The organism is Pseudomonas urmiensis, assembly GCF_014268815.2.
GTDB lineage: Bacteria > Pseudomonadota > Gammaproteobacteria > Pseudomonadales > Pseudomonadaceae > Aquipseudomonas > Aquipseudomonas urmiensis.
The window spans coordinates 2,566,539-2,587,846 of record NZ_JABWRE020000001.1 but is presented as its reverse complement, the minus strand read 5'-3'; the positions used below and the strand labels follow the sequence as shown (position 1 = coordinate 2,587,846).

General features: G+C 64.1%; 21 protein-coding genes. 7 read left to right on the top strand and 14 right to left on the bottom strand.

Annotated features, from left to right (window positions below; translation table 11 throughout):
• Nucleotides 1-107 precede the first annotated feature (107 nt).
• The gene (locus tag HU737_RS11455; protein ID WP_186555174.1) at nucleotides 108-1,124 is read left to right on the top strand and encodes an AraC family transcriptional regulator; all 1,017 of its coding nucleotides are present in this window, start codon (nucleotides 108-110) and stop codon (nucleotides 1,122-1,124) included.
• A 6-nt stretch (nucleotides 1,125-1,130) separates the two neighbouring features.
• Here the strand turns inward: HU737_RS11455 and HU737_RS11450 are convergent, their stop codons facing one another.
• Nucleotides 1,131-2,660 carry a catalase gene (locus tag HU737_RS11450; RefSeq protein WP_186555175.1) on the bottom strand — a complete coding sequence of 510 codons (1,530 nt, stop codon included), beginning with the start codon at nucleotides 2,658-2,660 and terminating at the stop codon, nucleotides 1,131-1,133.
• Between the two features lie 107 nt (nucleotides 2,661-2,767).
• A complete protein-coding gene (locus tag HU737_RS11445; RefSeq protein WP_186555176.1) occupies nucleotides 2,768-3,205 on the bottom strand; it encodes a carboxymuconolactone decarboxylase family protein in 438 nt (145 codons plus the stop codon).
• Nucleotides 3,206-3,405: 200 nt separating this feature from the next.
• On the opposite strand from HU737_RS11445, the gene HU737_RS11440 reads away from it, so the two are divergent.
• Nucleotides 3,406-3,864 (top strand): nucleoside deaminase, encoded by a 459-nt coding sequence (locus HU737_RS11440; RefSeq protein ID WP_186555177.1) that lies wholly within the window; start codon nucleotides 3,406-3,408, stop codon nucleotides 3,862-3,864.
• On the top strand, nucleotides 3,861-5,051 hold the full coding sequence (locus tag HU737_RS11435; protein WP_186555178.1) for a CynX/NimT family MFS transporter: 1,191 nt from the start codon (nucleotides 3,861-3,863) through the stop codon (nucleotides 5,049-5,051). The genes HU737_RS11440 and HU737_RS11435 overlap by 4 nt, the downstream gene beginning before the upstream one ends.
• Here the strand turns inward: HU737_RS11435 and pdxR are convergent.
• The 3 genes from pdxR to HU737_RS11420 all read right to left on the bottom strand — a co-directional run bounded on the left by pdxR (nucleotide 5,044) and on the right by HU737_RS11420 (nucleotide 7,827).
• Nucleotides 5,044-6,477, bottom strand: coding sequence for a MocR-like pyridoxine biosynthesis transcription factor PdxR (gene pdxR / locus HU737_RS11430; protein WP_186555179.1), 1,434 nt, complete (start codon nucleotides 6,475-6,477; stop codon nucleotides 5,044-5,046). The genes HU737_RS11435 and pdxR overlap by 8 nt on opposite strands.
• Before the next feature lie 82 nt (nucleotides 6,478-6,559).
• Nucleotides 6,560-7,363: a 2,5-didehydrogluconate reductase DkgB gene (dkgB, locus tag HU737_RS11425; RefSeq protein ID WP_186555180.1), complete on the bottom strand. Its 804-nt coding sequence runs from the start codon at nucleotides 7,361-7,363 to the stop codon at nucleotides 6,560-6,562.
• Nucleotides 7,364-7,488: 125 nt separating this feature from the next.
• A complete protein-coding gene (locus tag HU737_RS11420; RefSeq protein WP_186555181.1) occupies nucleotides 7,489-7,827 on the bottom strand; it encodes a hypothetical protein in 339 nt (112 codons plus the stop codon).
• A gap of 231 nt (nucleotides 7,828-8,058) precedes the next feature.
• On the opposite strand from HU737_RS11420, the gene HU737_RS11415 reads away from it, so the two are divergent.
• Entirely contained in the window at nucleotides 8,059-8,640 is a 582-nt protein-coding gene (locus HU737_RS11415; RefSeq protein WP_186555182.1) for a flavin reductase family protein, read from the top strand.
• Between the two features lie 54 nt (nucleotides 8,641-8,694).
• Here HU737_RS11415 and HU737_RS11410 read toward each other — a convergent pair whose 3' ends face one another.
• Genes HU737_RS11410 through glcD form a run of 4 tightly spaced genes read right to left on the bottom strand, consistent with a single transcriptional unit; the run spans nucleotide 8,695 to nucleotide 12,883 of the window.
• Nucleotides 8,695-9,093: a heme-binding protein gene (locus tag HU737_RS11410; RefSeq protein ID WP_186555183.1), complete on the bottom strand. Its 399-nt coding sequence runs from the start codon at nucleotides 9,091-9,093 to the stop codon at nucleotides 8,695-8,697.
• A 2-nt stretch (nucleotides 9,094-9,095) separates the two neighbouring features.
• Complete coding sequence (glcF, locus tag HU737_RS11405) at nucleotides 9,096-10,322, bottom strand: glycolate oxidase subunit GlcF (protein ID WP_186555184.1); 1,227 nt, start codon at nucleotides 10,320-10,322, stop codon at nucleotides 9,096-9,098.
• A 9-nt stretch (nucleotides 10,323-10,331) separates the two neighbouring features.
• On the bottom strand, nucleotides 10,332-11,384 hold the full coding sequence (gene glcE, locus HU737_RS11400) for a glycolate oxidase subunit GlcE (RefSeq protein ID WP_186555185.1): 1,053 nt from the start codon (nucleotides 11,382-11,384) through the stop codon (nucleotides 10,332-10,334).
• Entirely contained in the window at nucleotides 11,384-12,883 is a 1,500-nt protein-coding gene (gene glcD / locus HU737_RS11395; RefSeq protein WP_186555281.1) for a glycolate oxidase subunit GlcD, read from the bottom strand. The genes glcE and glcD overlap by 1 nt, the downstream gene beginning before the upstream one ends.
• A gap of 228 nt (nucleotides 12,884-13,111) precedes the next feature.
• Here glcD and glcC point away from each other — a divergent pair, with 228 nt between their 5' ends.
• Nucleotides 13,112-13,876 carry a transcriptional regulator GlcC gene (gene glcC / locus HU737_RS11390; RefSeq protein WP_186555186.1) on the top strand — a complete coding sequence of 255 codons (765 nt, stop codon included), beginning with the start codon at nucleotides 13,112-13,114 and terminating at the stop codon, nucleotides 13,874-13,876.
• Between the two features lie 10 nt (nucleotides 13,877-13,886).
• Here glcC and HU737_RS11385 read toward each other — a convergent pair whose 3' ends face one another.
• From HU737_RS11385 to HU737_RS11375, 3 genes are read right to left on the bottom strand one after another with little or no spacing between them, the layout of a single operon-like run.
• On the bottom strand, nucleotides 13,887-14,816 hold the full coding sequence (locus tag HU737_RS11385; protein ID WP_186555187.1) for a 2-hydroxyacid dehydrogenase: 930 nt from the start codon (nucleotides 14,814-14,816) through the stop codon (nucleotides 13,887-13,889).
• Nucleotides 14,813-15,568: a class II aldolase/adducin family protein gene (locus HU737_RS11380; protein WP_186555188.1), complete on the bottom strand. Its 756-nt coding sequence runs from the start codon at nucleotides 15,566-15,568 to the stop codon at nucleotides 14,813-14,815. Before HU737_RS11380 ends, HU737_RS11385 begins: the two co-directional genes overlap by 4 nt.
• A 14-nt stretch (nucleotides 15,569-15,582) precedes the next feature.
• A complete protein-coding gene (locus HU737_RS11375) occupies nucleotides 15,583-16,878 on the bottom strand; it encodes an MFS transporter (RefSeq protein WP_186555189.1) in 1,296 nt (431 codons plus the stop codon).
• Between the two features lie 160 nt (nucleotides 16,879-17,038).
• Here HU737_RS11375 and HU737_RS11370 point away from each other — a divergent pair, with 160 nt between their 5' ends.
• A complete protein-coding gene (locus HU737_RS11370; RefSeq protein ID WP_186555190.1) occupies nucleotides 17,039-18,022 on the top strand; it encodes a LysR family transcriptional regulator in 984 nt (327 codons plus the stop codon).
• Between the two features lie 22 nt (nucleotides 18,023-18,044).
• On the opposite strand, the gene HU737_RS11365 is transcribed toward HU737_RS11370, so the two are convergent.
• Together HU737_RS11365 and HU737_RS11360 are read right to left on the bottom strand one after the other, a co-directional pair.
• Nucleotides 18,045-19,277, bottom strand: a complete 1,233-nt coding sequence (locus HU737_RS11365) for a M20/M25/M40 family metallo-hydrolase (RefSeq protein ID WP_186555191.1) — start codon at nucleotides 19,275-19,277, stop codon at nucleotides 18,045-18,047.
• Between the two features lie 232 nt (nucleotides 19,278-19,509).
• Nucleotides 19,510-20,244, bottom strand: a complete 735-nt coding sequence (locus tag HU737_RS11360; RefSeq protein ID WP_186555192.1) for an SDR family NAD(P)-dependent oxidoreductase — start codon at nucleotides 20,242-20,244, stop codon at nucleotides 19,510-19,512.
• Nucleotides 20,245-20,346: 102 nt separating this feature from the next.
• On the opposite strand from HU737_RS11360, the gene HU737_RS11355 reads away from it, so the two are divergent.
• Nucleotides 20,347-21,297, top strand: a complete 951-nt coding sequence (locus HU737_RS11355; protein ID WP_186555193.1) for a GlxA family transcriptional regulator — start codon at nucleotides 20,347-20,349, stop codon at nucleotides 21,295-21,297.
• Nucleotides 21,298-21,308 lie beyond the last annotated feature (11 nt).

Below are 21,308 nucleotides of genomic sequence, written 5' to 3'. Positions count from 1 at the left end.
ATCCACAGTGGGTCGAGTCTAGGCAAAGGTCGAGGCAGGGCCTATGTCGGATCTGCTCAGTCAACCTGGCATTTTTTGCCACTCAGCCTAGACAGTGAACATCAACCATGCGCGATAGCGATTCGGTCGCGGTGTACTTTCTCAATGCCATGGTGCATGCCCTGCGCGATCAGCCCGAGCAGCGCGATGGCCACTTGTTGGCCGTTGGCATCGACCCCGCCTTGCTCGATCAGCCCCAGGAGCGGGTGCCGGCCAAGGCCTTCGCGCGCCTGTGGCTAGACCTGATCCATGCGCTTGACGATGAGTTTTTCCGCCTCGACAGCCACGGCATGCCGATTGGCAGCTTTGCCTTGATCTGCCGTGGGCTGGTGCAGGAGCCGAACCTGGAGAAGGCCCTGCGTCAGTGCCTGGGTAATTTCGCCCTGTTTTTGCGTGACCTGCGCGGGAGTTTTTCGGTGCGCGGCGGGCGCGCGGTGATCAGCGTGCAGTCGAGTATCGAAGACCCGCTGACCCGGGTCTATGCCGAAGAAACCTACCTGGTGTTGGTGGTCGGTTTGCTGTGTTGGTTGGCGGGGCGGCGTATCGTCATCGACCGCACCGAACTTGCCGTCGCCCGACCCACCCAGGAAGACGACACGCTGTTGTGGGGGCCTGATCTGCGTCTGGGCAGTGGCCGCACCGAGGTCGAGTTCGACAATGCCTACCTGCGCCTGCCGGTGGTGCAAGACGTGGCAGCCTTGAAAACCTTCTTGCGCACCGCACCCCAGGGGCTGGTGATCCGCTTTCGTAATCAAAATGGTTTGGTCGCCGAGGTTTACCGGCATTTGCGCGCCAGGCGCTATGGCCAGTGGCCGACGCTGACTGCCCTGGCTGAACGTCAGGGCTTGAGTGCCAGCAGCTTTCGCCGCCAGCTGGAACGTGAAGGGCGCTCGTACCAGCAGATCAAGGATGAAGTGCGCCGGGCCATGGCCTTCGAGCGTCTGCGCGAGGGCAGCCTGAGCATCGCCGAGATCGCCGAGCAGACCGGCTTTCAGGAACCCAGCGCGTTCCATCGCGCGTTCAAGAAGTGGACCGGGCATAGCCCGGGCAGTTACCGCTCGCGGCTCAATCGCCACGAGCGCTAGGCGCTTTCAGTCTTCGAGTTTGGCCGCCAGTACTTTCATCTGCTCCAGATCGCCTTTGGCCACCTTGGCCACACCTTCGCCATAGGCCGGATCAGCCTTGTACAGGAACGACAGGATGATCAGCTTGCTTTCATCATCGGCTGCTGCCAGCGACTGGCCAAAGCTGTTGATCAGGTCGCGCTGCTCAGCCTCGGAGAAGGAGCGGAACAGCTCGCCAGCCTGCTTGAAGTTCTGCTCACGGGCGATCCCTTGCTGCTGCGTGCTGCCCGCCAGTGGCAGGGCACTGTAGCGCGCCGCCTCAGGCGTGGTGCGTGGTTTTAGGCGGCTGGGTTGATAGTTGACGCTGTCTTTGCTGCGACCGGGGTTGTGCGCGCCATCCTGGTTGCCATTGTCTACCGCTGCCCGTGGCTGATTGATCGGCAGGCTGCTGGCGTTGGCGCCGACGCGATACATCTGCGTATCCGCATAGGAGAACAGCCGACCTTGCAGCAGACGATCCTCGGAAGGCTCGATCCCGGCGATCAGGTTGGACGGGGCCAGGGCCACCTGTTCGGTTTCCTGGAAGACGTTGTCGACGTTGCGATTGAGCACCATTTGGCCGACACGACGTTCGGCTACATCGGGCCAGATCTTGGTGGGGTCTAGTGGGTCGAAATCGAACTTGGCCAGCGCCTCTGGGCTCAGGGTCTGAATGTACAAGTCCCATTTGGGGTGTTCGCCACGACTGATGGCGTTGATCAGGTCAGCGGTCATGTGGCTGAAGTCTTTGCCTTGGATCTGCTCAACGGCGGCTGGGTCGAGGTTGACCTGGCCCTGCAGGCTTTTCCAGTGAAACTTCACATAAGTCGTCTCGCCCTTGGCGTTGACGAACTTGTAGGCGTGCACGCTGTTGCCGTCCATGTGCCGGTAGCTTTTTGGCGTGCCTTGGTTGGAGTACAGCAGGGTCAGCGTGCGGGTGGCTTCGGGCATGTGCGAGAACAGGTCGAAACGCCGTTTGTCATCGCCCAGGTTGGTGCGTGGATCGGGCTTGAAGGCATGCACCATGTCCGGGAACTTGATTGCATCGCGGATGAAGAAGGTTGGGAAGTTGTTGCCCACCAGGTCCCAGTTGCCGCTGGCGGTGTAGAAGCGGGTGGCAAAGCCGCGTGGGTCGCGCAGGGTTTCTGGCGAATGCAGGCCATGCACCACCGAGGAGAAGCGCACGAACACCGGCGTGCGCAGGCCAGGAGTGAACAGCGAGGCTTGGGTCAGCTCGCCGAGGTCTTCGAAGGCGGTGAATATCCCGTGGGCGCCCGTGCCGCGGGCATGTACCACACGCTCTGGGATGCGCTCGCGGTCAAAGCGTTGCAGCTTCTGGATCAGCTGTACGTCCTGCAGCAGCACTGGGCCTGCAGCGCCGGCAGTCTGCGAGTGCTGGTTGTCGCCCACGGGCGCGCCATTGTCGCGCGTCAGGTGGGCGGCATACAGGCCGTTGCTGGCGAACAAGGCCGAAGCGAGCAGCGCGGCTGCCAAGCGGGTGGGGCGGGTTACTGGCATCTGAGGAGCCCTTGTCTAGTGGGTCGGGCCTGCGATGCTAAGTAGCTTGCTGCGCCACCACTGTCGGAGCTTTCTCCTTCTGCGCGATGCTTTTTAGACGGCGCTTATCAGGCCGGCACCATCGCAAAGCCAACCCCAAAACGGTTCCAGGCATTGATGGCGGCGATGGCCAAGGTCAGGTTGGCGACTTCGGCAGGCTCGAAGTGCTCTTGCAGCGCTTGGTACTCAGACTGCGGTGCGCCCCGCTCAGGCAGGCGGGTGAGGCTTTCAACCCACGCCAAGGCGGCACGTTCACGGGGGCTGAAGTAGTTGGTTTCTTGCCAGACCGTCAGCGTCTGCAAACGTGCTTCGGTTTCGCCAGCCTTGCGCGCGTCGTTGGCGTGCAGGTTGACGCAATAGGCGCAGCCATTGATCTGCGAGGCGCGCAGGCGCACCAGTTCCAGTAGCGAATTCTCCAGCCCGCTTTTCGCCAGGGCCTGCTCCAGGCCGACCATGGCTTTGTAGGCATCGGGTGCGTGCTTGGCCCATTCGATTCGGTTGTGCATGGCGATCTCCAGTGACAGGTGAGGGGGTAGTGGCTGCAACCTTAACGCCGTGGCCGGTTCACGCCGATAGCCAATTGCTGACTTTGCCGGGAGGCCAATCGGCTTATTCAGGTGGCCACTGAGGTGCATCCAATCTCTTCATTTCAGCCACAGCCTGCCAGGCGGGATAATGCTGCCCTCTGCAACTGGAGTAGTGCTTCATGTCCAACCAACAGTTCATGCGCGAGGCCCTTGATCTGGCCCGCGCCAATATTCAGGCCGGTGGCCGTCCGTTTGGCGCCGTCCTGGTCTATCAAGGTCAGGTGCTCGCCCGCGCAGTCAACGAGATTCATCGCAGCCAGGACCCGACCGCCCACGCCGAAATGCAAGCCATCCGCCAGGCTGCGCAGGCCTTGGGCCTGCCACGCCTGGACGGGGCCGAGATCTACGCCACCGGCCACCCTTGCCCGATGTGCCTGGCCGCCATGCACCTATGCGGTATCGAGCGGGCCTGGTTTGCCTATGACAACGAGGAAGGCGAGCCCTATGGCCTGTCTACTGCCGCCGTCTATGCGCAGATGGCCAAGCCACCGCAGCAGCAAAGCCTGCCGTTGCGCCCGCTCAAGCCGGCAGGCGAAGCTGATCTGTACCGCCAATGGCAGCAGGTTCAGCAGGCATGAGAGGCGCTTTGAATCTGCTGTTGGTGGTCCTGTTGGCGCTCAACCTGCGGCCAATTCTCACCAGCATTGGCCCGCTGCTCGAACCGATGCGCGCTAGCACCGGCCTTGGCTATCAACAAGCGGCGCTGCTGACGGCCCTGCCGGTGCTGTGCATGGGCCTGATGCCCTTGCTTCACCCTTGGCTACGCCGCTGGCTGAGTGAGCATGGCGGCATGCTGATGGGCTTGGCGGCGATTGCCGTGGCCTGTCTTTGGCGCTTGCAGCTGGACACGGTCTGGGCGCTGATTGCCAGTGCGGTGGTCGCAGGCCTGGGGGTGGCAGTGGTGCAGGGCATGATGCCGGGGTTGGTCAACCGTTGGTTCCCCGGCCGTCTGGCGGCAACCATGGGGCTGTACTCGGCGGCCTTGATGAGTGGTGGTGGCATGGCTGCCGTACTCGGCCCGCACATCAGTGGCTATTTCGGCCATTGGCAGGCGGGCCTGGGTATCTGGGCAGTGCCGGCCTTGCTGGGGTTGCTTGCCTGGGCAGTGCTGCGCCCGCGCCAGGACACGCCCACGCTCGCCAACGGCGGCGGTGGGCATTGGTTCGGCAACCGTCGTGCGTGGCTGCTGGCGGTGTACTTCGGCTTGATCAACGGCGGCTACACCAGCATGGTCGCCTGGCTGCCGGCTTATCACCTGGAGCACGGTGGCACTGCCCAAGGTGGCGGCGATCTGGTGGGCCTGATGACCATCTTCCAGGTTGCAGGCGCACTGGGCTTGCCGCTGTTGCTGCGGCGTTTTGCCGATCGCCGTCTGGGGCTTTGGCTGGCGTTGTTGATCCAGCTGTGCGGTTTCCTTGGCCTGCTATTGGCGCCGACGGCGGCGATGGGGCTGTGGGTGGCGCTGATCGGTCTGGGCCTGGGGTCGTGCTTCAGCCTAAGCCTGACCTTGACCCTGGAACACCTGAAAACCCCGGCCGAGGCTGGTAGCCTGGCCTCGTTCGTACAGGGCATCGGCTTTATCATCACGGGCATCGTGCCCTACATCACCGGCTGGCTGCGCGATGTCAGCGGCGACTTCCAGGCGTCGTGGATGCTCCTGACCTGCACGGTACTGGCCATGCTACTGGTGACCGCGCGGTTCGCCCCGCAGGGTTACGCCGGCGCTATCGCCCGACCCGAGCGGGCAGCCCAAGCGCTTAGCTGAGTTGTTGCAGGGTATCACGCACCCGGTCCAGGGCCGGGTCGATATCCAGCAGCTCGATGGCCCCAAAGCCCAGCGCCAGCCCCGGCCTCACCGGCGCTTCGCTGAAGAACGGCGCCAGAGAGTACAGACCGACCTCGACCTTGCGGGCCAGGCTGGTCAACAGCTCGACGTCAACCCCGGGGCTGGCCAACGCGCTCAAGTGAAAGCCGGCGTTGGCCGGTACCGCCGTCAGCCAGGGCGCCAGGTCGCTGTCCAGGCGCGCCAGGATCCTAGCCCGGCGGGCGCTGTAGATCTCATGGCAGCGGCGGATATGCTTGCTCAGGTGGCCCTCGCTGATAAACCGCGCCAGCGCCCACTGCTGCAGGGTAGGGCTGTGCCAGTCGCTCAGGTGCTTGGCCACGCAGGCCGCTTGCAATACCGCAGGCGGCAGCACGGCGTAGCCCAGGCGCAGTTCTGGCAGCAGGGTCTTGGAGAAGGTGCCGACATAGGCCACTAAACCATGCCGATCGAGCCGCTGTAGCGCATCGCTGGCTTGGCCGTGGTAGCGGAACTCGCAATCGTAGTCATCCTCGATGATCAGCGCGCCCAGCTCGGCGGCGCGCGCCAGCAGTGCCGCCCGGCGTCGTTCGCTCATCGGCATGCCGAGCGGGAACTGATGCGAGGGTGTCACATAGATCAGCCGGGTGCCGTCGGCGATCTGCTCGACGCACAGGCCCTCATCGTCCACCGGCACCGATTGCAGGCGCGCCCCCAAGGCCAGGAACAGCTGGCGTGCGGGCGGGTAGCCGGGATCTTCCATCGCCACTGGACATCCGGGCTCGATCAATACCCGGGCGATCAGGTCCAGGGCCTGTTGCGCGCCATTGCACACCAGGATGTCCGCCGCGCTGCAGTGCACGCCCCGGGCGAAGGCGATGTGATGGGCGATGGCTTCGCGCAGCTCGGGCAAGCCCTGGGCGGAAAACTGGCGTTCCGGGTGGCGTTGGCTGCGACGCAGGGCGTATTGCAGGCAACTGCGCCACTGGTCGAAGGGGAACTGCGACTTGATCGAGGCGCCGCCGATGAAGTCATAGCGTGAGGGCCTGTCCAGGGCACTTCTGGCCAGCACCGTGGCGCGCTGCTGCCAGCGCGTCAGCGATTCGGCCGCGGCCAGGGCAATCGTCTGCGCTTGGCCTGGTTGGCTGGCTTGGCGCGGGCTGATGAAGGTGCCCCGGCCGACCACCGCGCTGAGCAGATTCTCGTAGGTCAGGCGTGAGTAGGCTTCGGCCACGGTCTTGCGTGAAACGCCCAACTGCTCGGCCAGCAACCGGCTTGGCGGTAACTGGGTGCCGGCGGCCAGATGGCCGCTGTCGATGCCGGCGCGCAGTTGCTGGTAGAGCTGGTCGGCCAGCGCTTTGCGGCCTTGCAGGCGGATGTGCAGTTCCATGGGGTGTTCCCGAAGCGATAGTGCGCTCAGGATAATCCATTCGACCCCAGCGTGTTGGGGCCGCGCGGCGGCCCCAGGGCTTTCAGTCCCAGGCAGGCGCCAGGCTCTCTGGGCTGACCAGGCGTTCAGCCCGCTCCAGTGCGGCGATTTGCGCCATGTCTGCATCGCTCAAGCGCAATGCGCCAGCTTTGAAATTGCCGGCCAGGTTTTCCCGCTTGGTGGAGGAGGGGATGACCGCGTAACCCAACTGCATGGCCCAGGCCAGGGCTACTTGCGCGGCAGTGGCGCCGTGCTGCTGGGCGATCGCCTGGATCACAGGATCGTGCAGCACCTTGCCGTAGCCCAGGGTCATGTACGAGGTCACGCCAATGCCGTGCTGCTGCATGAAGCCCACCAGCTTGCGATTCTGCAAATAGGGGTGCAGCTCGATCTGGTTGGTAATGATCACGCCTTCGCCGACTGCGTCGATGGCTTGCTGCAACAAGTCGATGGTGAAATTGGACACGCCGATATGCCGGGTCAGGCCTTGTTTCTGCGCTTCTACCAGGGCGCCCATGAATTCGGCGACCGGCACTGCGCCTTGGGGCGATGGCCAGTGAATCAGGGTCAGGTCCAGATAGTCGGTGCGCAGTTTGCTCAGGCTTTCCTTGAGGCTGGGGATCAGCTTGTCGGCGCCCAGATTTTCGGTCCAGATCTTACTGGTCAGGAACAGCTCGCTGCGCGGCACGCCGCTGTCGGCGATGGCTTGGCCGACCTCGGCTTCGTTGCCGTAGATCTGCGCGGTATCGATGGCCCGGTAGCCAATCTCCAGAGCAGTGCGCACCGAATCGATGACCACCTGGTCTTTGAGCCGGAAGGTGCCGAGGCCGAGGGCAGGGACAGTCATAGGGTGAACTCCTTGCTGAGGTACGAGAGAAGAGGTTCAGTATGGCTGCCCTGAGCGCCGGTGAAATAGCCACAGCGGCGCATTTGTTCTTTGACTTCACGGCAACAATCAGTGTGTTCGAGGTTTCAAAACCGCGCTGTACTGACGGTGATATAGCCCTTTTCTGGCAGGGCAATACGGATCACCGTCTCGTCTTGCGGCGCCTTGCGCTTTTGCTTGATCCGCACGCCGTCCACTGCGGCGGCGCGCATCCGTTCACGAATGGCCCGGCCCGACGGGTCAAAAAACGCTTCGCTGGCCAGCAGTTCGATGCGCTCGACCAACTGCCGGGTCTGCTCGTCGGTGGCGCAGAAAAACAGCACGCCGGATAGGTGCGGGTCGTCTTCCGGGTTGCTTATATCGTGAGCAAGCAATTGGCGTAGGGTGTGGCGAAGCTCAGTGGTACAGCGACGTTGTGAGAGCACGGGGAGACCTCCTGGAAAGTGTGCGCCTTATCTCGACTGAATCGTGGCTGTGGGATCATGTTTCTGAGTGGCCCGACCCACAAGTAAGGCGTTTCCGTGTTTCGGGTAGGACTTTTCCTTGTTCATGGCCTTCGCCGCCTGAGCTGTCCCTGAGGCCAGACTGGCTGGCAGGGATGTGAGCTGTTCGGCACAATTGCTGTTACGTCTACCGTGCAGTCCCGAGGAGTCTCAATGAACAGCCATTTTCAGCCTGTCGACCTGAACAAAGCCTATCGCTTGCTCAATCATGGTCCGACCGTACTGGTGTCGGCAGGGCACGCAGGGGTTGAGAATGTCATGGCCGCCGCCTGGGCCTGCGCGCTGGACTTCGCCCCGCCCAAGGTCACCGTGGTGCTCGATAAAAGCACCCGCACTCGGCAATTGGTGGAGGGCAGTGGCTGGTTCGTGCTGCAGCTACCCACCGCCGCGCAAGCGCGCCTGACCCATCAGGTTGGCACCCGCAGCCAGCTCGACGACCCCGCCAAGCTGGCGCGTATTGGTGTGCAATTGACGCGTATCGAGGGCTATCCAGCGCCTTTGGTCAATGATTGTTCAGCCTGGCTGATGTGCCGGGTGATCGACGAGCCGCACAACCAGAACACCTATGACTTGTTCATCGCAGAGGTGGTCGCGGCCTGGGCAGACGATCGCGTGTTCAAGGATGGCCACTGGCGTTACGAGCATGCCGACGCCAGCCTGCGCAGCTTGCACTACGTTGCAGGCGGGCATTTCTACACCATCGGCGAGCCGCTGGTGATCGACGAGCGGGATTGATTACGCCGATCCCAGCCAGTGATGGGCCGGTACTGCGGGGTGGCGGCCATAGTGTCACAACGCCGCCGCACCGGCTTTGGCCACTTGGGCATCCTGCTCGGGCTTGACCCCGGAAACGCCAATTGCGCCCACCACCTGGCCATCGACCCGCAGCGGCACGCCGCCTTCCAGGCTGGTCAACATAGGCGCGGTAACGAACGCCGTGCGCCCGCCATTGACCATCTGCTCGTAATCGCGTGTTTCGCGTCGGCCAAGCGCCGCGCTGCGGGCTTTTTCCATGGCGATGTAGGCGCTGGCCGGGGCGCAGCCATCCATACGCTCCAGGGCCAGTGGATGGCCGCCATCATCGACCACCGCGATGGTCACCTGCCACTGATGAATCTGCGCATCCTGGCGGGCCGCGGCGAGCAGCCGGGCGACCTCCGCCTGGCCCAATACCGACTTGCTGTGCATGGTCAAATCTCCTGATTGAGGGCTGCTTCGACGATTTCGATCCAGTGCCGTACCGGTGTCCTCCCAGCGCCATCGAGGTGGGTCTGGCAGCCGATATTGGCGGTGGCGATGAGTTGCGGTTTGCCACTCTCAAGGGCATTGATGCGGTTGTCGCGCAACTGCCGCGACAGCTGCGGCTGGGTCAGCGAGTAGGTTCCGGCCGAGCCGCAGCACAAGTGGCCGTCGGGCACTGCGGTGAGGGTGAAGCCAAGGCGGCGCAACAGCCGTTCTACCTCACCGCCAAGCTTGAGCGCATGTTGCAGGGTGCACGGGCAGTGGAAGGCCAGGCGCTGTTCGGCGCACACGCCAAGGCGCTCGATGGGCTCGTCGCGCAGCACCTCGACCAGGTCGCGGGCCAAGGCGCTGACTCGTGCTGCCTTGGCGGCATAGTGTGGATCGTGCTCCAACAGATGGCCGTATTCACGCACGAACGCACCGCAGCCACTGGCGGTTTGCACAATGGCCTCGGCGCCGGCCTCGACCGCTGGCCACCAGGCGTCGATATTGCGCCGGGCGCGCTGCAGGCCTTGCGCCTGGGCGTTGAGGTGATAGTCGACCGCGCCGCAGCAGCCGGCCTCGCGGGCCGGTTCGACGCTGATCCCCAGGCGGTCGAGCAAGCGCGCGGCAGCCGCGTTGGTATTGGGCGAAAGCGCCGGCTGCACGCAACCTTCGAGCAGCAGCACGCGACGCGCATGGCGCGCCTGCGGGCGCTGGCCGGGAGCGACTACCTGCGCCGGCAACTTGGCCTTGAGGCTGGCCGGTAGCACCGGCCGCAGGGCCTGACCGGTGCGGGCCAGGGCTTTGAACAGGGTCGGGTGCGGCACTACTGCGCGCAGGCCTTCGCGCAGCAGGCGCTGGGACAATGGCCGCGGTACCTGCTGCTCGACCACTGCGCGGCCGATGTCCAGCAGGTCGTGATACTTGACCCCCGACGGGCAGGTGGTTTCGCAGTTGCGGCAGGTCAGGCAGCGGTCCAGGTGCAGCTGGGTGCTGGCGCTGACCGGTTCACCTTCAAGCACTTGCTTGATCAGGTAGATCCGTCCGCGTGGCCCATCCAACTCGTCGCCGAGCAATTGATAGGTGGGGCAGGTGGCCGTGCAGAAGCCGCAGTGCACGCATGAGCGCAGGATGCTCTCGGCCTCTTCGGCGCGAGCCAGGCGCTTGCTCGATTCACTCAGAGTGGTTTGCATGGCGTGGCCTCACAGGTCTGGAAACAGGCGGCCAGGGTTGAAGATACCCTGGGGGTCGAGCTGCTGCTTGAGCGCGCGGTGATAACGCAGCAACGCCTCTGCCAGCGGCGCCGTGCTGTCCGTGCCGGCGGTATAGCCGGTGGCATGGCCGCCAACCTCGGCCAGCTGCGCGCGGATCTGCGCCGCTGGGGCCGAAGACTTCAGCCAACGCTGAGCGCCTCCCCAGTCGATCAGCTGGCGCCCGGGCAGTTGCAGTTCACCGGTGGCAGTGGGCACGGACAACCGCCACAGCGGTTCTGGGGCCTTGAAAAACGCCAGGCGTTGCTCACGCAGGTCGCTCCAGAAACGGTTGTCGAGGGTCTCGCCACCCAGCCGCTGGCGCGCTGACAGCACCGAGCCTTCACCGCCTTCAAGGCGTAGATAAAGCGCCTCGCCATCGTGGCAGGCGGCGCTGATCGGCAGCGGCTGTTGGCCCCATTCGGCCAGCTCGGCCAGGGCCTGATGGCTGTCCATTGCCAGGCGCAGGCTCAAGGTTTGCCGCGGCTGTGGCAGCACCTTGAGTGACACCTCGGTGAGCAGCCCGAGGCAGCCGAAACTGCCCGCCATCAACCGCGAGACATCGTAGCCGGCGACGTTCTTCATCACCTCGCCGCCAAAGCGCAGCAGCTTGCCGTGGCCGGTGATCAGCCGCGTGCCCAGCACATAGTCGCGCACCGAGCCAGCCCAAGGCCGACGCGGCCCGGACAAACCCGCCGCAACCATGCCGCCCAGTGTCGCGTTGGGCCCCAGGTGCGGCGGCTCGCAGGGCAGCATCTGCCCGGCTTCATGCAGCGCGGCTTCGATTTCCAGCAATGGCGTCCCGGCGCGGGCGGTGAGTACCAGCTCGGTCGGGTCATAGCTGACGATGCCGCGATGGCCGCGGGTATCGACGATCTCACCGGCCACCGGATTGCCGAGCATGGCCTTGCTGTTGCCACCCTGGATGCGCAGCGGGTTGCCAAGGTTGAGGGCCTGGTTGACCTGTTCGAGCAGGTCCTGGCTGAGGTCGCGGTCCATGCTCATCAGAAACGCTCCAGGTCAGGGAAGGGCAACTGGCCGTGGTGCACGTGCATCGCGCCGAATTCAGCGCAGCGGTGCAGGGTCGGGATGTTCTTGCCGGGGTTGAGCAGGCCTTGCGGGTCGAACGCGGCCTTGACCGCGTGGAACAGGGTGATTTCGTCGCTGTTGAACTGGGCGCACATCTGGTTGATCTTTTCGCGCCCCACGCCATGCTCGCCGGTAATGCTGCCGCCAACCGCCACGCACAACTCTAGGATCTTGCCGCCGATCGCCTCGGCCCGCTCCAGCTCGCCCGGCAGGTTGGCATCGAACAGGATCAACGGGTGCATGTTGCCGTCCCCAGCGTGGAAAACGTTGGCCACCCGCAAGCCATGTTGCTCGGACAGCTCGGCAATGCCCTTGAGCACCCGTGGCAACTCGCGGCGAGGGATGGTGCCGTCCATGCAGTAGTAATCCGGCGATATCCGCCCCACGGCCGGGAAGGCGTTCTTGCGCCCGGCCCAGAAGCGCACGCGCTCGGCCTCATCACAGGCCAGCCGGACCTCGCTGGCACCGGCCTGTTCGAGCACCGCCTGCACCCGTTCGCAGTCGTCCTGTACATCGGCCTCGACGCCATCGAGCTCGCACAGCAGGATCGCCGCAGCCTCGACCGGATAGCCGGCATGAATGAAGTCTTCAGCGGCGCGAATCGCCAGGTTGTCCATCATCTCCAACCCCCCTGGGATGATCCCGGCGGCGATGATCTCGGCCACCGCTCGACCCGCGTCCTCGACCCGCTCGAAGCTGGCCAGCAGCACCCGCGCCACCTGCGGCTTGGGCAGCAGCTTGACGGTGACTTCGGTGACGATCCCAAGCATGCCCTCGGAGCCGGTGAACAACGCCAACAGGTCGAAGCCTGGGCTGTCCAAGGCATCGCTGCCCAGGGTCAGGCGCTCGCCCTCGATGGTGAGGATTTCCACCTTGAGCAGGTTGTGCACGGTCAGGCCGTACTTCAAGCAGTGCACGCCACCGGCGTTCTCAGCGACATTGCCGCCGATCGAACAGGCGATCTGCGACGATGGATCAGGCGCGTAGTACATGCCATAGGGCGCTGCCGCCTGGGAGATCGCCAGGTTACGCACACCCGGCTGGACGCGGGCGTAACGCCCCTGCGCATTGACCTCAAGGATACGGTTGAAGCGCGCCATCACCAGCAAGATGCCCTTGCTCAGCGGCAAGGCGCCGCCCGACAGGCCAGTGCCGGCTCCGCGAGCCACTACCGGCACCCCGCGTTGATGGCAGAGCTTGAGCAAGGTTTGCACCTGTTCCAGGCGCTCGGGCAGAACCACCAGCAGCGGCACTGTGCGGTAGGCCGAGAGGCCATCGCACTCGTAGGGCTTGAGGTCTTCGTTGCGGTGCAGAATCTCAAGGTCGGGCAGGGCATCGCGCAGGGCCAGCAGCAACTGTCGCTGGTCGATAGCTGGCAGCGGCCCATCTACGCGTTCGTCGTAGAGGATATTCATCAGGTTCACTCGCCAAGATTCTTGTAGTTGTCCAAGCCACCAAGAGCCCGATTTCCGGCATAGCTGTGACCACTCCAGCGTGCGCGTGAACGGCGCTGTGGTCGAGCGATTGCGTAACTGGTCCTACCAGTTTTTTCAGAACTGCTACCTTCAAATAGGGCAGTACCTGGCCCGTTGCGGCTGAGGTCAGTGAGCTGATACCAGTGGTCCTACCAGTTGGAGAGGTGCATGAGCGCAGAGGGCAAGACCCAAGTCGCCGATCAGGTGGCTGAGCGGGTGGAGAAGTTGATCGTCGATGGCGTACTCAAGGTCGGCCAGGCCCTGCCTTCGGAGCGGCGTTTGGTGGAAAAGCTTGGCTGCTCGCGTTCGGCGCTGCGTGAGGGCCTGCGCATCCTGCGCGGGCGCGGCATCATCGATACCGAACAGGGCCGCGGTTCGTTCGTGGCCCAGCTCAGCGGGCGCGACAGCCTTAGCCCGCTGATGCACCTGTTCAGCTCGCAGCCGCGCACGCTGTTCGACCTGTTGGAAGTGCGCGCGCTGCTGGAAGCCGAATCCGCGCGCCTGGCAGCGCTGCGGGCGACCGATGTCGACCGCCTGCTGATCCGCCGCCGCTACGAAGACATGCTGGCCGCGCACGCCGCCAGCGACAGCCTCGACCCGCGAGAGCATGCTCGCCGCGACCATGCTTTTCACCGTGCCATCAGCGAGGCGTCGCACAATCCGGTGCTGGTACATACCCTGCAATCACTCAGCGACCTGACCCTGAGCACCGTGTTCGCCTCGGTCAACAACCTCTATTGCCGCCCGGCGCAAAAGCGCCAGATCGATCGCCAGCATGCGCGGTTGTACCAGGCGGTGATGGAGCAGTTGCCCGAGCAGGCGCAGCGTGCGGCGCGGGAACACATCAACGGCATTCGCGACAGCCTGCGCGAGATCGAGCAGGAGGAGCAGCGCTTGGTCAGGGCGACCATGCGTATGGATGGCTGGCGCTGAACACTGCCCTTCAGTAACCAAGCGCCGGGTCCACCCGGTTCAGCAAGGGCTCTGCACCGGCCAAGCGCCGCGCATTCTCCGCCACCTGCTGGGCAATGCAGTCGTGCGAGGCGCAGGAAGCCATGTGCGGGGTGACGACAATCCCTGGCGTGCTCCACAGCGGGTTATCCGTGGGCAGCGGCTCTTGGTCAAAGACGTCCAGTAACGCACCACGCAAGCGCCCGCTGCCGACCGCTGCGATCAGGTCTTGCTGGTGCAGATGCTGGCCGCGCCCACAGTTGATCACGGCCGCCCCCGGGGCCAGCGCTTGAAAGGTTTGTCGGCAGAGAATGCCACGGGTCGACTCGGTCAGCGGCAGCAGATTCACCAACAGGTCGAGGCCGTCGAGAAAGCCGTTGAACTCAGCGCTGCCAGCGAAGGTGCGTACCCCTGGGAGCTGTTTTTCGCTGCGCGCCCAGCCACGTACCGCATAGCCCGCCGCTGCCAGCTCGGCAGCAATCGGGCCGCCCAGCGAACCCAGCCCCATCACGCCGATATGAAAATCAGCCGCCGGTCGCTGCGGGTGACGCAGCCACAACTGGCGTTGCTGCTGGGCCATGGCCAGGTCGAAATCGCGATGATAGTGGATCACCGCCCAGCGCACGTACTCGGCCATGCCCTGGCGGTGCGCCGGGTCGACCACCCGGCACACCGGCAGGGCAGGTTGACTGGGGTCGCTGGCCAGGTGGTCGACGCCCGCCGCCACCGAGTGAATCAGTTTCAAGTTGGGCAAGCCGCCCAGGCTGCCTACGGGTGGAAACCAGCAGGCGGCCACCTGCGCCTGTTCGGCGAGGGGGTCGTCAGCCAGTACCACTGGCAGCTGGGGGGCGTTGCGGGCGAACGCCGCCTGGAGCTGGCCAAGCAGCGTTTGATCGGTCGACAGCAGAACCAGCGGTTTCATGAGCAATACGACTCGCGTTGGTCTTCGATTAGGGTGAGGGCGGCGTTCCAGCTCAGGCTGATGATCTGCGCCGCATCGTCGCGGGCAAACTGCTCGGCGGTGTGCCGGCAGACCTGTTCGCTGGGATACACCAGCTTGCCACCCCCAGCCAAGGCCTGCACCTGCGCCTGGCAGGCGCGCTCGAGGAAGTGGATCTCATGAAACGCCTCGGCCACGCTTGCCCCCCCGACCAGCAGGCCGTGGTTGCGCAGGATCATCGCTTTGTGCGGGCCGAGGTCGGCGACCAAACGCTCGCGCTCATCCAGCGACAATGCGATGCCTTCATACTGGTGGTAGGCCAGCTTGCCGTAGAACTTCAGCGCATGCTGACTGATCGGCAACAACCCTTGCTCCTGGGCCGAGACGGCAATGCCCGCGGCGGTATGGGTGTGGATCACGCAGTGCAGGTCTGGCCGCGCGGTGTGGATCGCCGAGTGGATGACGAAGCCTGCGGCATTGACCCGCCGCTCGCCGAACGCCTGGTCGACGACGTTGCCGTGTTGGTCGATGCGCACCAGGTCACTGGCGCACATGCGGTCGAACAGCACCCCGTAGCGGTTGATCAGAAAATGCTGCTCAGGGCCTGGGATGCGCAAGGTGATGTGGGTGTCGATCAGGTCGGTCATGCGAAAATGCGCGACCAGCCGGTACAACGCGGCCAGTTCGCAGCGTGCCTGCCATTCGGTATCGCTGACGGCGTGTGGTTTGCTCATGGAATCTCCCGGTTTTAGCGAGCGATGACGGCGCTGGGTTGTTCAATCTCGCCACGCAGGCGAGCCAGGCCACAGACACCGATCAAGGAAAGGGCGGACAGCGCGGTGAAGAACAGCGCCAATGGCATCCACTGGCCCGCGAAACGATCTGCCAGCAGCGTACCGATGATGGGTGTGCTGCCACCGGCCAAGGCGCAGATCAGCTGGTAGGCCAGCGAGATCCCCGAATAACGCAGGTGGGCTGGGAATGCCTGGGACATGTAGCCGGCGATCACCGCGTAAAGGGCCGACAAGGTCACCACCGCCAGGGCGATGCCCAGGGTCATCAGCACCAGGTTCTGGGTGCCCACCAGCAGGAACATCGGGTAGGGCACAGCCATGCACAGCAGTGCCACCAGCTTGAGGAAGCGGCCCTCGCCGATTCGCTCGGCGAGCAACGCCGCCAGCGGTTGGGTCAGAAACTGCAGGATGGTCACCAGGAACAGGCAGTCGAGAATGGTCGAGCGGGCGATGCCCTGGTAGGTGGTGACGTAGGTGATCATGAAGGTGTTGGTGAAGAAGAACCCGGCCGAGCCGATGGTCACTGCCAGTGCCGCGAACAAGATCTGCCGCCAGCAGTCTCGCACCACCTCCAGCACCGGGTATTTGACCACCTCGTGCTTGGCTTGCGCGGCCTTGAACTCAGGCGACTCATCGACGCCAAAGCGAATCGCCAGGCCGACCATCATCAGCACCCCACTGGCCAGGAACGGCAGGCGCCAGCCCCAGTTGAGGAAGTCGTCCTGATCGAGCATCGACACCAGGCGAAAGGCAATCAGCGCCAGCAGCAAGCCGGCCGGGCTGCCCAATTGGGCGAACGAGGCATAGAACACCTTGCGCTTGGCGGGTGCGTGTTCGCTGGCCATCAGCACTGCGCCACCCCATTCTCCGCCCACCGAGATGCCTTGCACGATGCGCAGCGCGATCAGCCCGATCGGTGCCCAGATGCCTGCGCTGGCGTAGCTGGGCAGCAGGCCGATACCGGTGGTGGCCAGGCCCATCAGCAGCATGGTCATCAGCAGCATCTTCTTGCGCCCCAGGCGGTCACCCAGATGGCCGAAGACCATACCGGCCAGCGGCCTTGCGACAAAGCCCACGGCAAAGGTGCCGAACGCCGCCAGGGTGCTCAGCAGCGGGTCGCTGCTTGGGAAGAACACCTGGCCGAGCACCAGTGCGGCGGCGGTGGCATAGATGTAGAAGTCGTAGAACTCGATGGTGGTGCCGACGAACGCGGCCGCCGCCGCGCGACGCGGCTGTTTTGAGGTGTGCATGCAAAGCCCTTCTTTTATGTGCTTGTTATAGGCAGGGTGCGGATCTGGCTAAGCCGGGCGCGCTCTGTGGCGCTTTCGGGTTTTATCGCCTTGGGGCTATGATTAGTCAATTTGCTAATTCTTATCCGTCGTATTAGCAGCGCTACTAATAAGGCTTGAGATGAACCCACCGACATCGCGATCTGCTGCACTGGTCAACAAATGGGAAGGTCGCCGGTTCCTCAACGACCGCCTGGACTGGAACCTGCTGCGTACCTATTTGGCGATTGGTCAGGAAGGCAGCATCAGCCGCGCCGCTGCGCGCCTGCACATCACCCAGTCGGCGGTCAGCCAGGCGTTGCGCAGGCTGGAAGAGCAACTGGAGTGCCCGCTGATCCTGCGCCGTGGCCCACGCTTTGATCTGACGGCGGCGGGCGAGGAGGTGCTGCGCATCGCCAGCGATATCTACGCCGACGTGTCACGCATCAGTGCCGCCGTCGAGCAGCGCAGTGATGCGGTGGTGGGCAAGGTTAGGCTGTTGACCATCAGCCGCGTGCATTCGGCGTTGTACGATGAGTTTCTCGGCGACTTCCACCAAGCCCATCCCAAGGTCGAGCTGGAGATCGAAGTGCTGCGCAGCGCCGACATCATCAGCTCGCTGTTGCAAAAGACCGCCACCGCCGGGCTCGGCCTGTGTCGCATCGCCCAGCCCAAGCTTGAGCAGCGCCAGTTGCTGCGCCAGCGCTTTGCCTTCTTCTGTGGCAAGCGCCATCGCTTGTATGGGCGCAGTGATGTGACCCTTGACGAGCTGCAAGGCGAGAGCTTCGTCAGTTTCGTCAGCGACCAGTTGGGCGGCAACTTGTCGCCTCTGGCGATGTTCCGCGATCAACATGGGTTTACTGGGCGGATCGTCGCTTCGTCCTCCAGCTTCGAGGAAATTCACCGCCTGGTGTGCGCAGGCTTTGGCATCGGTTGCCTGCCCGAGCACCTGTTGGAAAAAGATCTCGCGCAGGGCCTGCTGTGGCGCCTGCCACCGGCTGAAGGCATCGTCGATGTCGATTTGCTTTTGCTGTGGAACCGCGAGCAGAAGATGACCGTGGCCGAGAGCGTCTTTCTGGAGCGTTTCCAGCATCGCCTGGCAACCCTGGAAGCGGCCGACCTTTGAGGCCGGCCAGGTGCGGCAAGGGTTACTGGGCGAGTTTTCTGATCATCGCCACGGTCAGGTACAAGCGCGGCGCCACGCTGTTCAACTCGATGTACTCGTCATCGGCATGTAGCCCGGCGCCGACCACGCCCATGGTCTCCAGCACTGCCGGCTTGGCGCTGCCGGGCACGTAGGCGTAGCCGGCATCGGTGCCAAAGCGCATGGCGATCGGTTCGATCTTGCGGTCGATCTGGCTGTACAGCTGCCTTGCGGTTTCGGCCAACTGGGTCGAGCCCTCGTTGCGCGCCAACGGTGGGCGGCCTTTTTCCACGGTGACGCTGGTCTGGGTGTCGGCGATCAGTGGTTTTTGCACGATGCGCTTGGCATCGGCTGCCACTCGATCGGTTTCGCTCAGGTCCGAGTAACGCATATCGGCTTCAGCGGTGGCCAGGGCCGGAATGATGTTGGCCTTCTCGCCGGCCTTGGCCAGGGTCCAGTTGACCGTGGTGCCTTTGCTGGCATCGCCCAGGTCTTTGAGTTGGAGAATCTGGTGCGAAAGTTCGGTCAATGCGTTGCGGCCTTCTTCCGGGGCGGAACCGGCATGGGACGAGCGCCCTTTGACTTGCAGTTTCAAACGGTTGATGCCGTTGGTGGCGACGGTGACCGCGTCCTTGTCTGGTGGCTCGTAGGAGAAGACATAATCATGCTTGCGCGCCAGCTCGGCGATGATCTGCTTGGAGCCTGCCGAACCCATTTCCTCGTCTGGGTTGAACAGCACGGTGAGCGTGCGGTAGCCCTTGAACTGCTGATCCTGCAGCAGTTTGAGCGCGTGCAGGATCATTGCCACACCGCCCTTGGCGTCGGCAACGCCGGGGCCGTAGGCACGTTCGCCTTCGACCCGAAATGGCCGCTTGGCCACGGTGCCGGGGACGAACACGGTGTCGTAGTGGACCATCAGCAGGAAGTCCTTGCTGCCCGTGCCCTTGAACGTGCCGACGATGTTGTCGCCCACCGACGGCTTGGCCGGATGGGTCTGAACCTCGGCTCCGAGGGCCTTGAGGCGCTTGACCAATTCACCGCTGACTTGGCGCAGGCCCGGCTCGGTGCCTGTGCCGGTGTCGACCGAGACCAGGGTCTTGAGGGTGTCGAGGTAGTGCGCTTGTTCGGCCTGGGCCTGCTTGAGCAAATCTTCAGCGCTGGGGTCGGCGGCGAGTGCCGGGGAGCAGGCCAGGCACAGCGCCATGGCCAGGGCGAAGGGAGGACGGGACATCGGCATTGGGCTGCTTTCCTTATTATCGTGAAAGCATGAGCCTAGACCCTCAGCGCTCTACGGCAAGCCTTTTGCGGCGAGCAGTGGTTTCATCGCGGGGCAAGCCCGCTCCCACGATCCCCGCAATGACCGTCGTGGGAGCGGGCTTGCCCCGCGATGAAGTCCATTGCCGACTATGGCTTCAACCAGCGCTATAACGCGGCGCCACCTGCTGATTGGACAACTGCCCCAGCAAGCCCTAGCGACTCGCCTCAAACGCTTCATAGCGCTCGAACGCATGCAGCGACGGAATCGAAATCAACCGCCGCGCATCAAAATCTTCCAGCGCCGCGCGCACTAGATCCTCAGCCGACATCACCATTGCCGGATCAAGGTTCTCCACTGGCAGCCCGCCGGTGGCCCAGAACTCGGTCGCCGTTGCCCCTGGCAAGACCGCCTGCACCTGTACCCCCTGATCAGCCAACTCACGATTGAGCGACTGGCTGAAGGCTGTGACATACGCCTTGCTCGCTCCATAGACACCGTTGAGCAACTCCGGCGCCAGGCTTACGACCGACGAGATATTGATCACTGCCCCCTGGCCGCGCGCCACCAAGCCCGGCACCGCCGCGTAGGTCAGGCGGGTGAGGGCGGTGATGTTCAGCGCGATCATCTGGGCCATGTGCTCGACGTCGCTTTCCAGCAGCGGCGTATGGGTGCCGATCCCAGCGTTATTGACCAGTAGCGTGATGCTGGCGTCTTGCGCGAGCCGCGTCTCGATACTCGCCAGGTCCTGGGCATCGCCCAAGTCTGCGGGCAGCACCTCGATGCTGCGCTGGGTGAGGGTGGTGAGGCGGTCGGCCAGCTGGTTCAGGCGCTGGCGATTGCGCGCCACCAGAATCAGATCATAGCCGCGGCGCGCCAGCTGTTCGGCGTAGACCGCGCCGATGCCGGAGGAAGCGCCAGTGATCAGTGCAGTGCCTGGATGAGTCATGGTTATGCTCCGTTGAGGGGATGTGCAGCCATGATGCGGTGCTTTGCGGTTGGCGCAAATGACGCATATAGTACGCTTTTAGGTCATAGCGAGAGCGTTGCCATGCACCGCGTTGGCTACCTGTTGTGCGAGGGCTTCCAGGTCATGGGGTTGGCCTCGCAGTCGGTGTTCGAGTTCGCCAACTTGCTGGTGGGCGAGCCGGTCTATGTGCTCGGCAATTACAGCGTCGCCGGGGGCATGTTGCGCTCATCGCTGGGCCTGCAACTGCAAACCCAGGCAGTCGACTCGCCTGGGCATGCCGATACTTGGCTGGTGGCCGGCACACTGATGCCGGTGCAAACCCCGCCCAGCGCAGCCGAGGTCGAGCTGGTGCGCGCGCTGGGCCAGCAGGCACGGCGCACGGCCGGCATCTGCACCGGCGCCTTTACCCTGGCCGCCGCTGGCCTGCTCGATGAGCGTCGCGCCACCACCCATTGGGCCTATGCCAAGGCCATGCAGCAGTGCTATCCGCGCATCCGCGTCGAACAGGATCGCATCTTCATTGCCGACGGCAACCTATGGACTTCGGCCGGGATGACGGCCTGTATCGACATGGCCCTAGGCATGGTGGAAAAAGATCTGGGCGCAGACATCGCCCGTGCCGTAGCGCATCGGTTGGTGATGCAGCAACGGCGCACCGGTGGCCAATCGCAGCATTCGCAGATGCTGGAGCTGGCACCTAAATCCGACCGTATCCAGGCCGCCCTGGAGTACGCCCGGCAGCATCTGCAGCAGCCACTTGGGGTCGAGGAGTTGGCTGGCGTGGTGCATTTGAGCCCGCGCCAGTTCAGCCGCGTGTTCACCGCCGAAACCGGCCAGTCGCCGGCCAAGGCGATTGAACGTCTGCGTCTGGAAGCGGCGCGCTTACTTATCGAGCAAAGCCGCCACAGCCTGGATGTGGTGGCGCGGGAAACCGGTTTTCGCGACCGCAGGCACTTGCGCGAAGCGTTTTTGCGCGGCTTCGGCATCCCGCCCCAAGCCGTGCGCCGCGATGTGCGCCGGCTCAACTCATGAGGAAACACCGG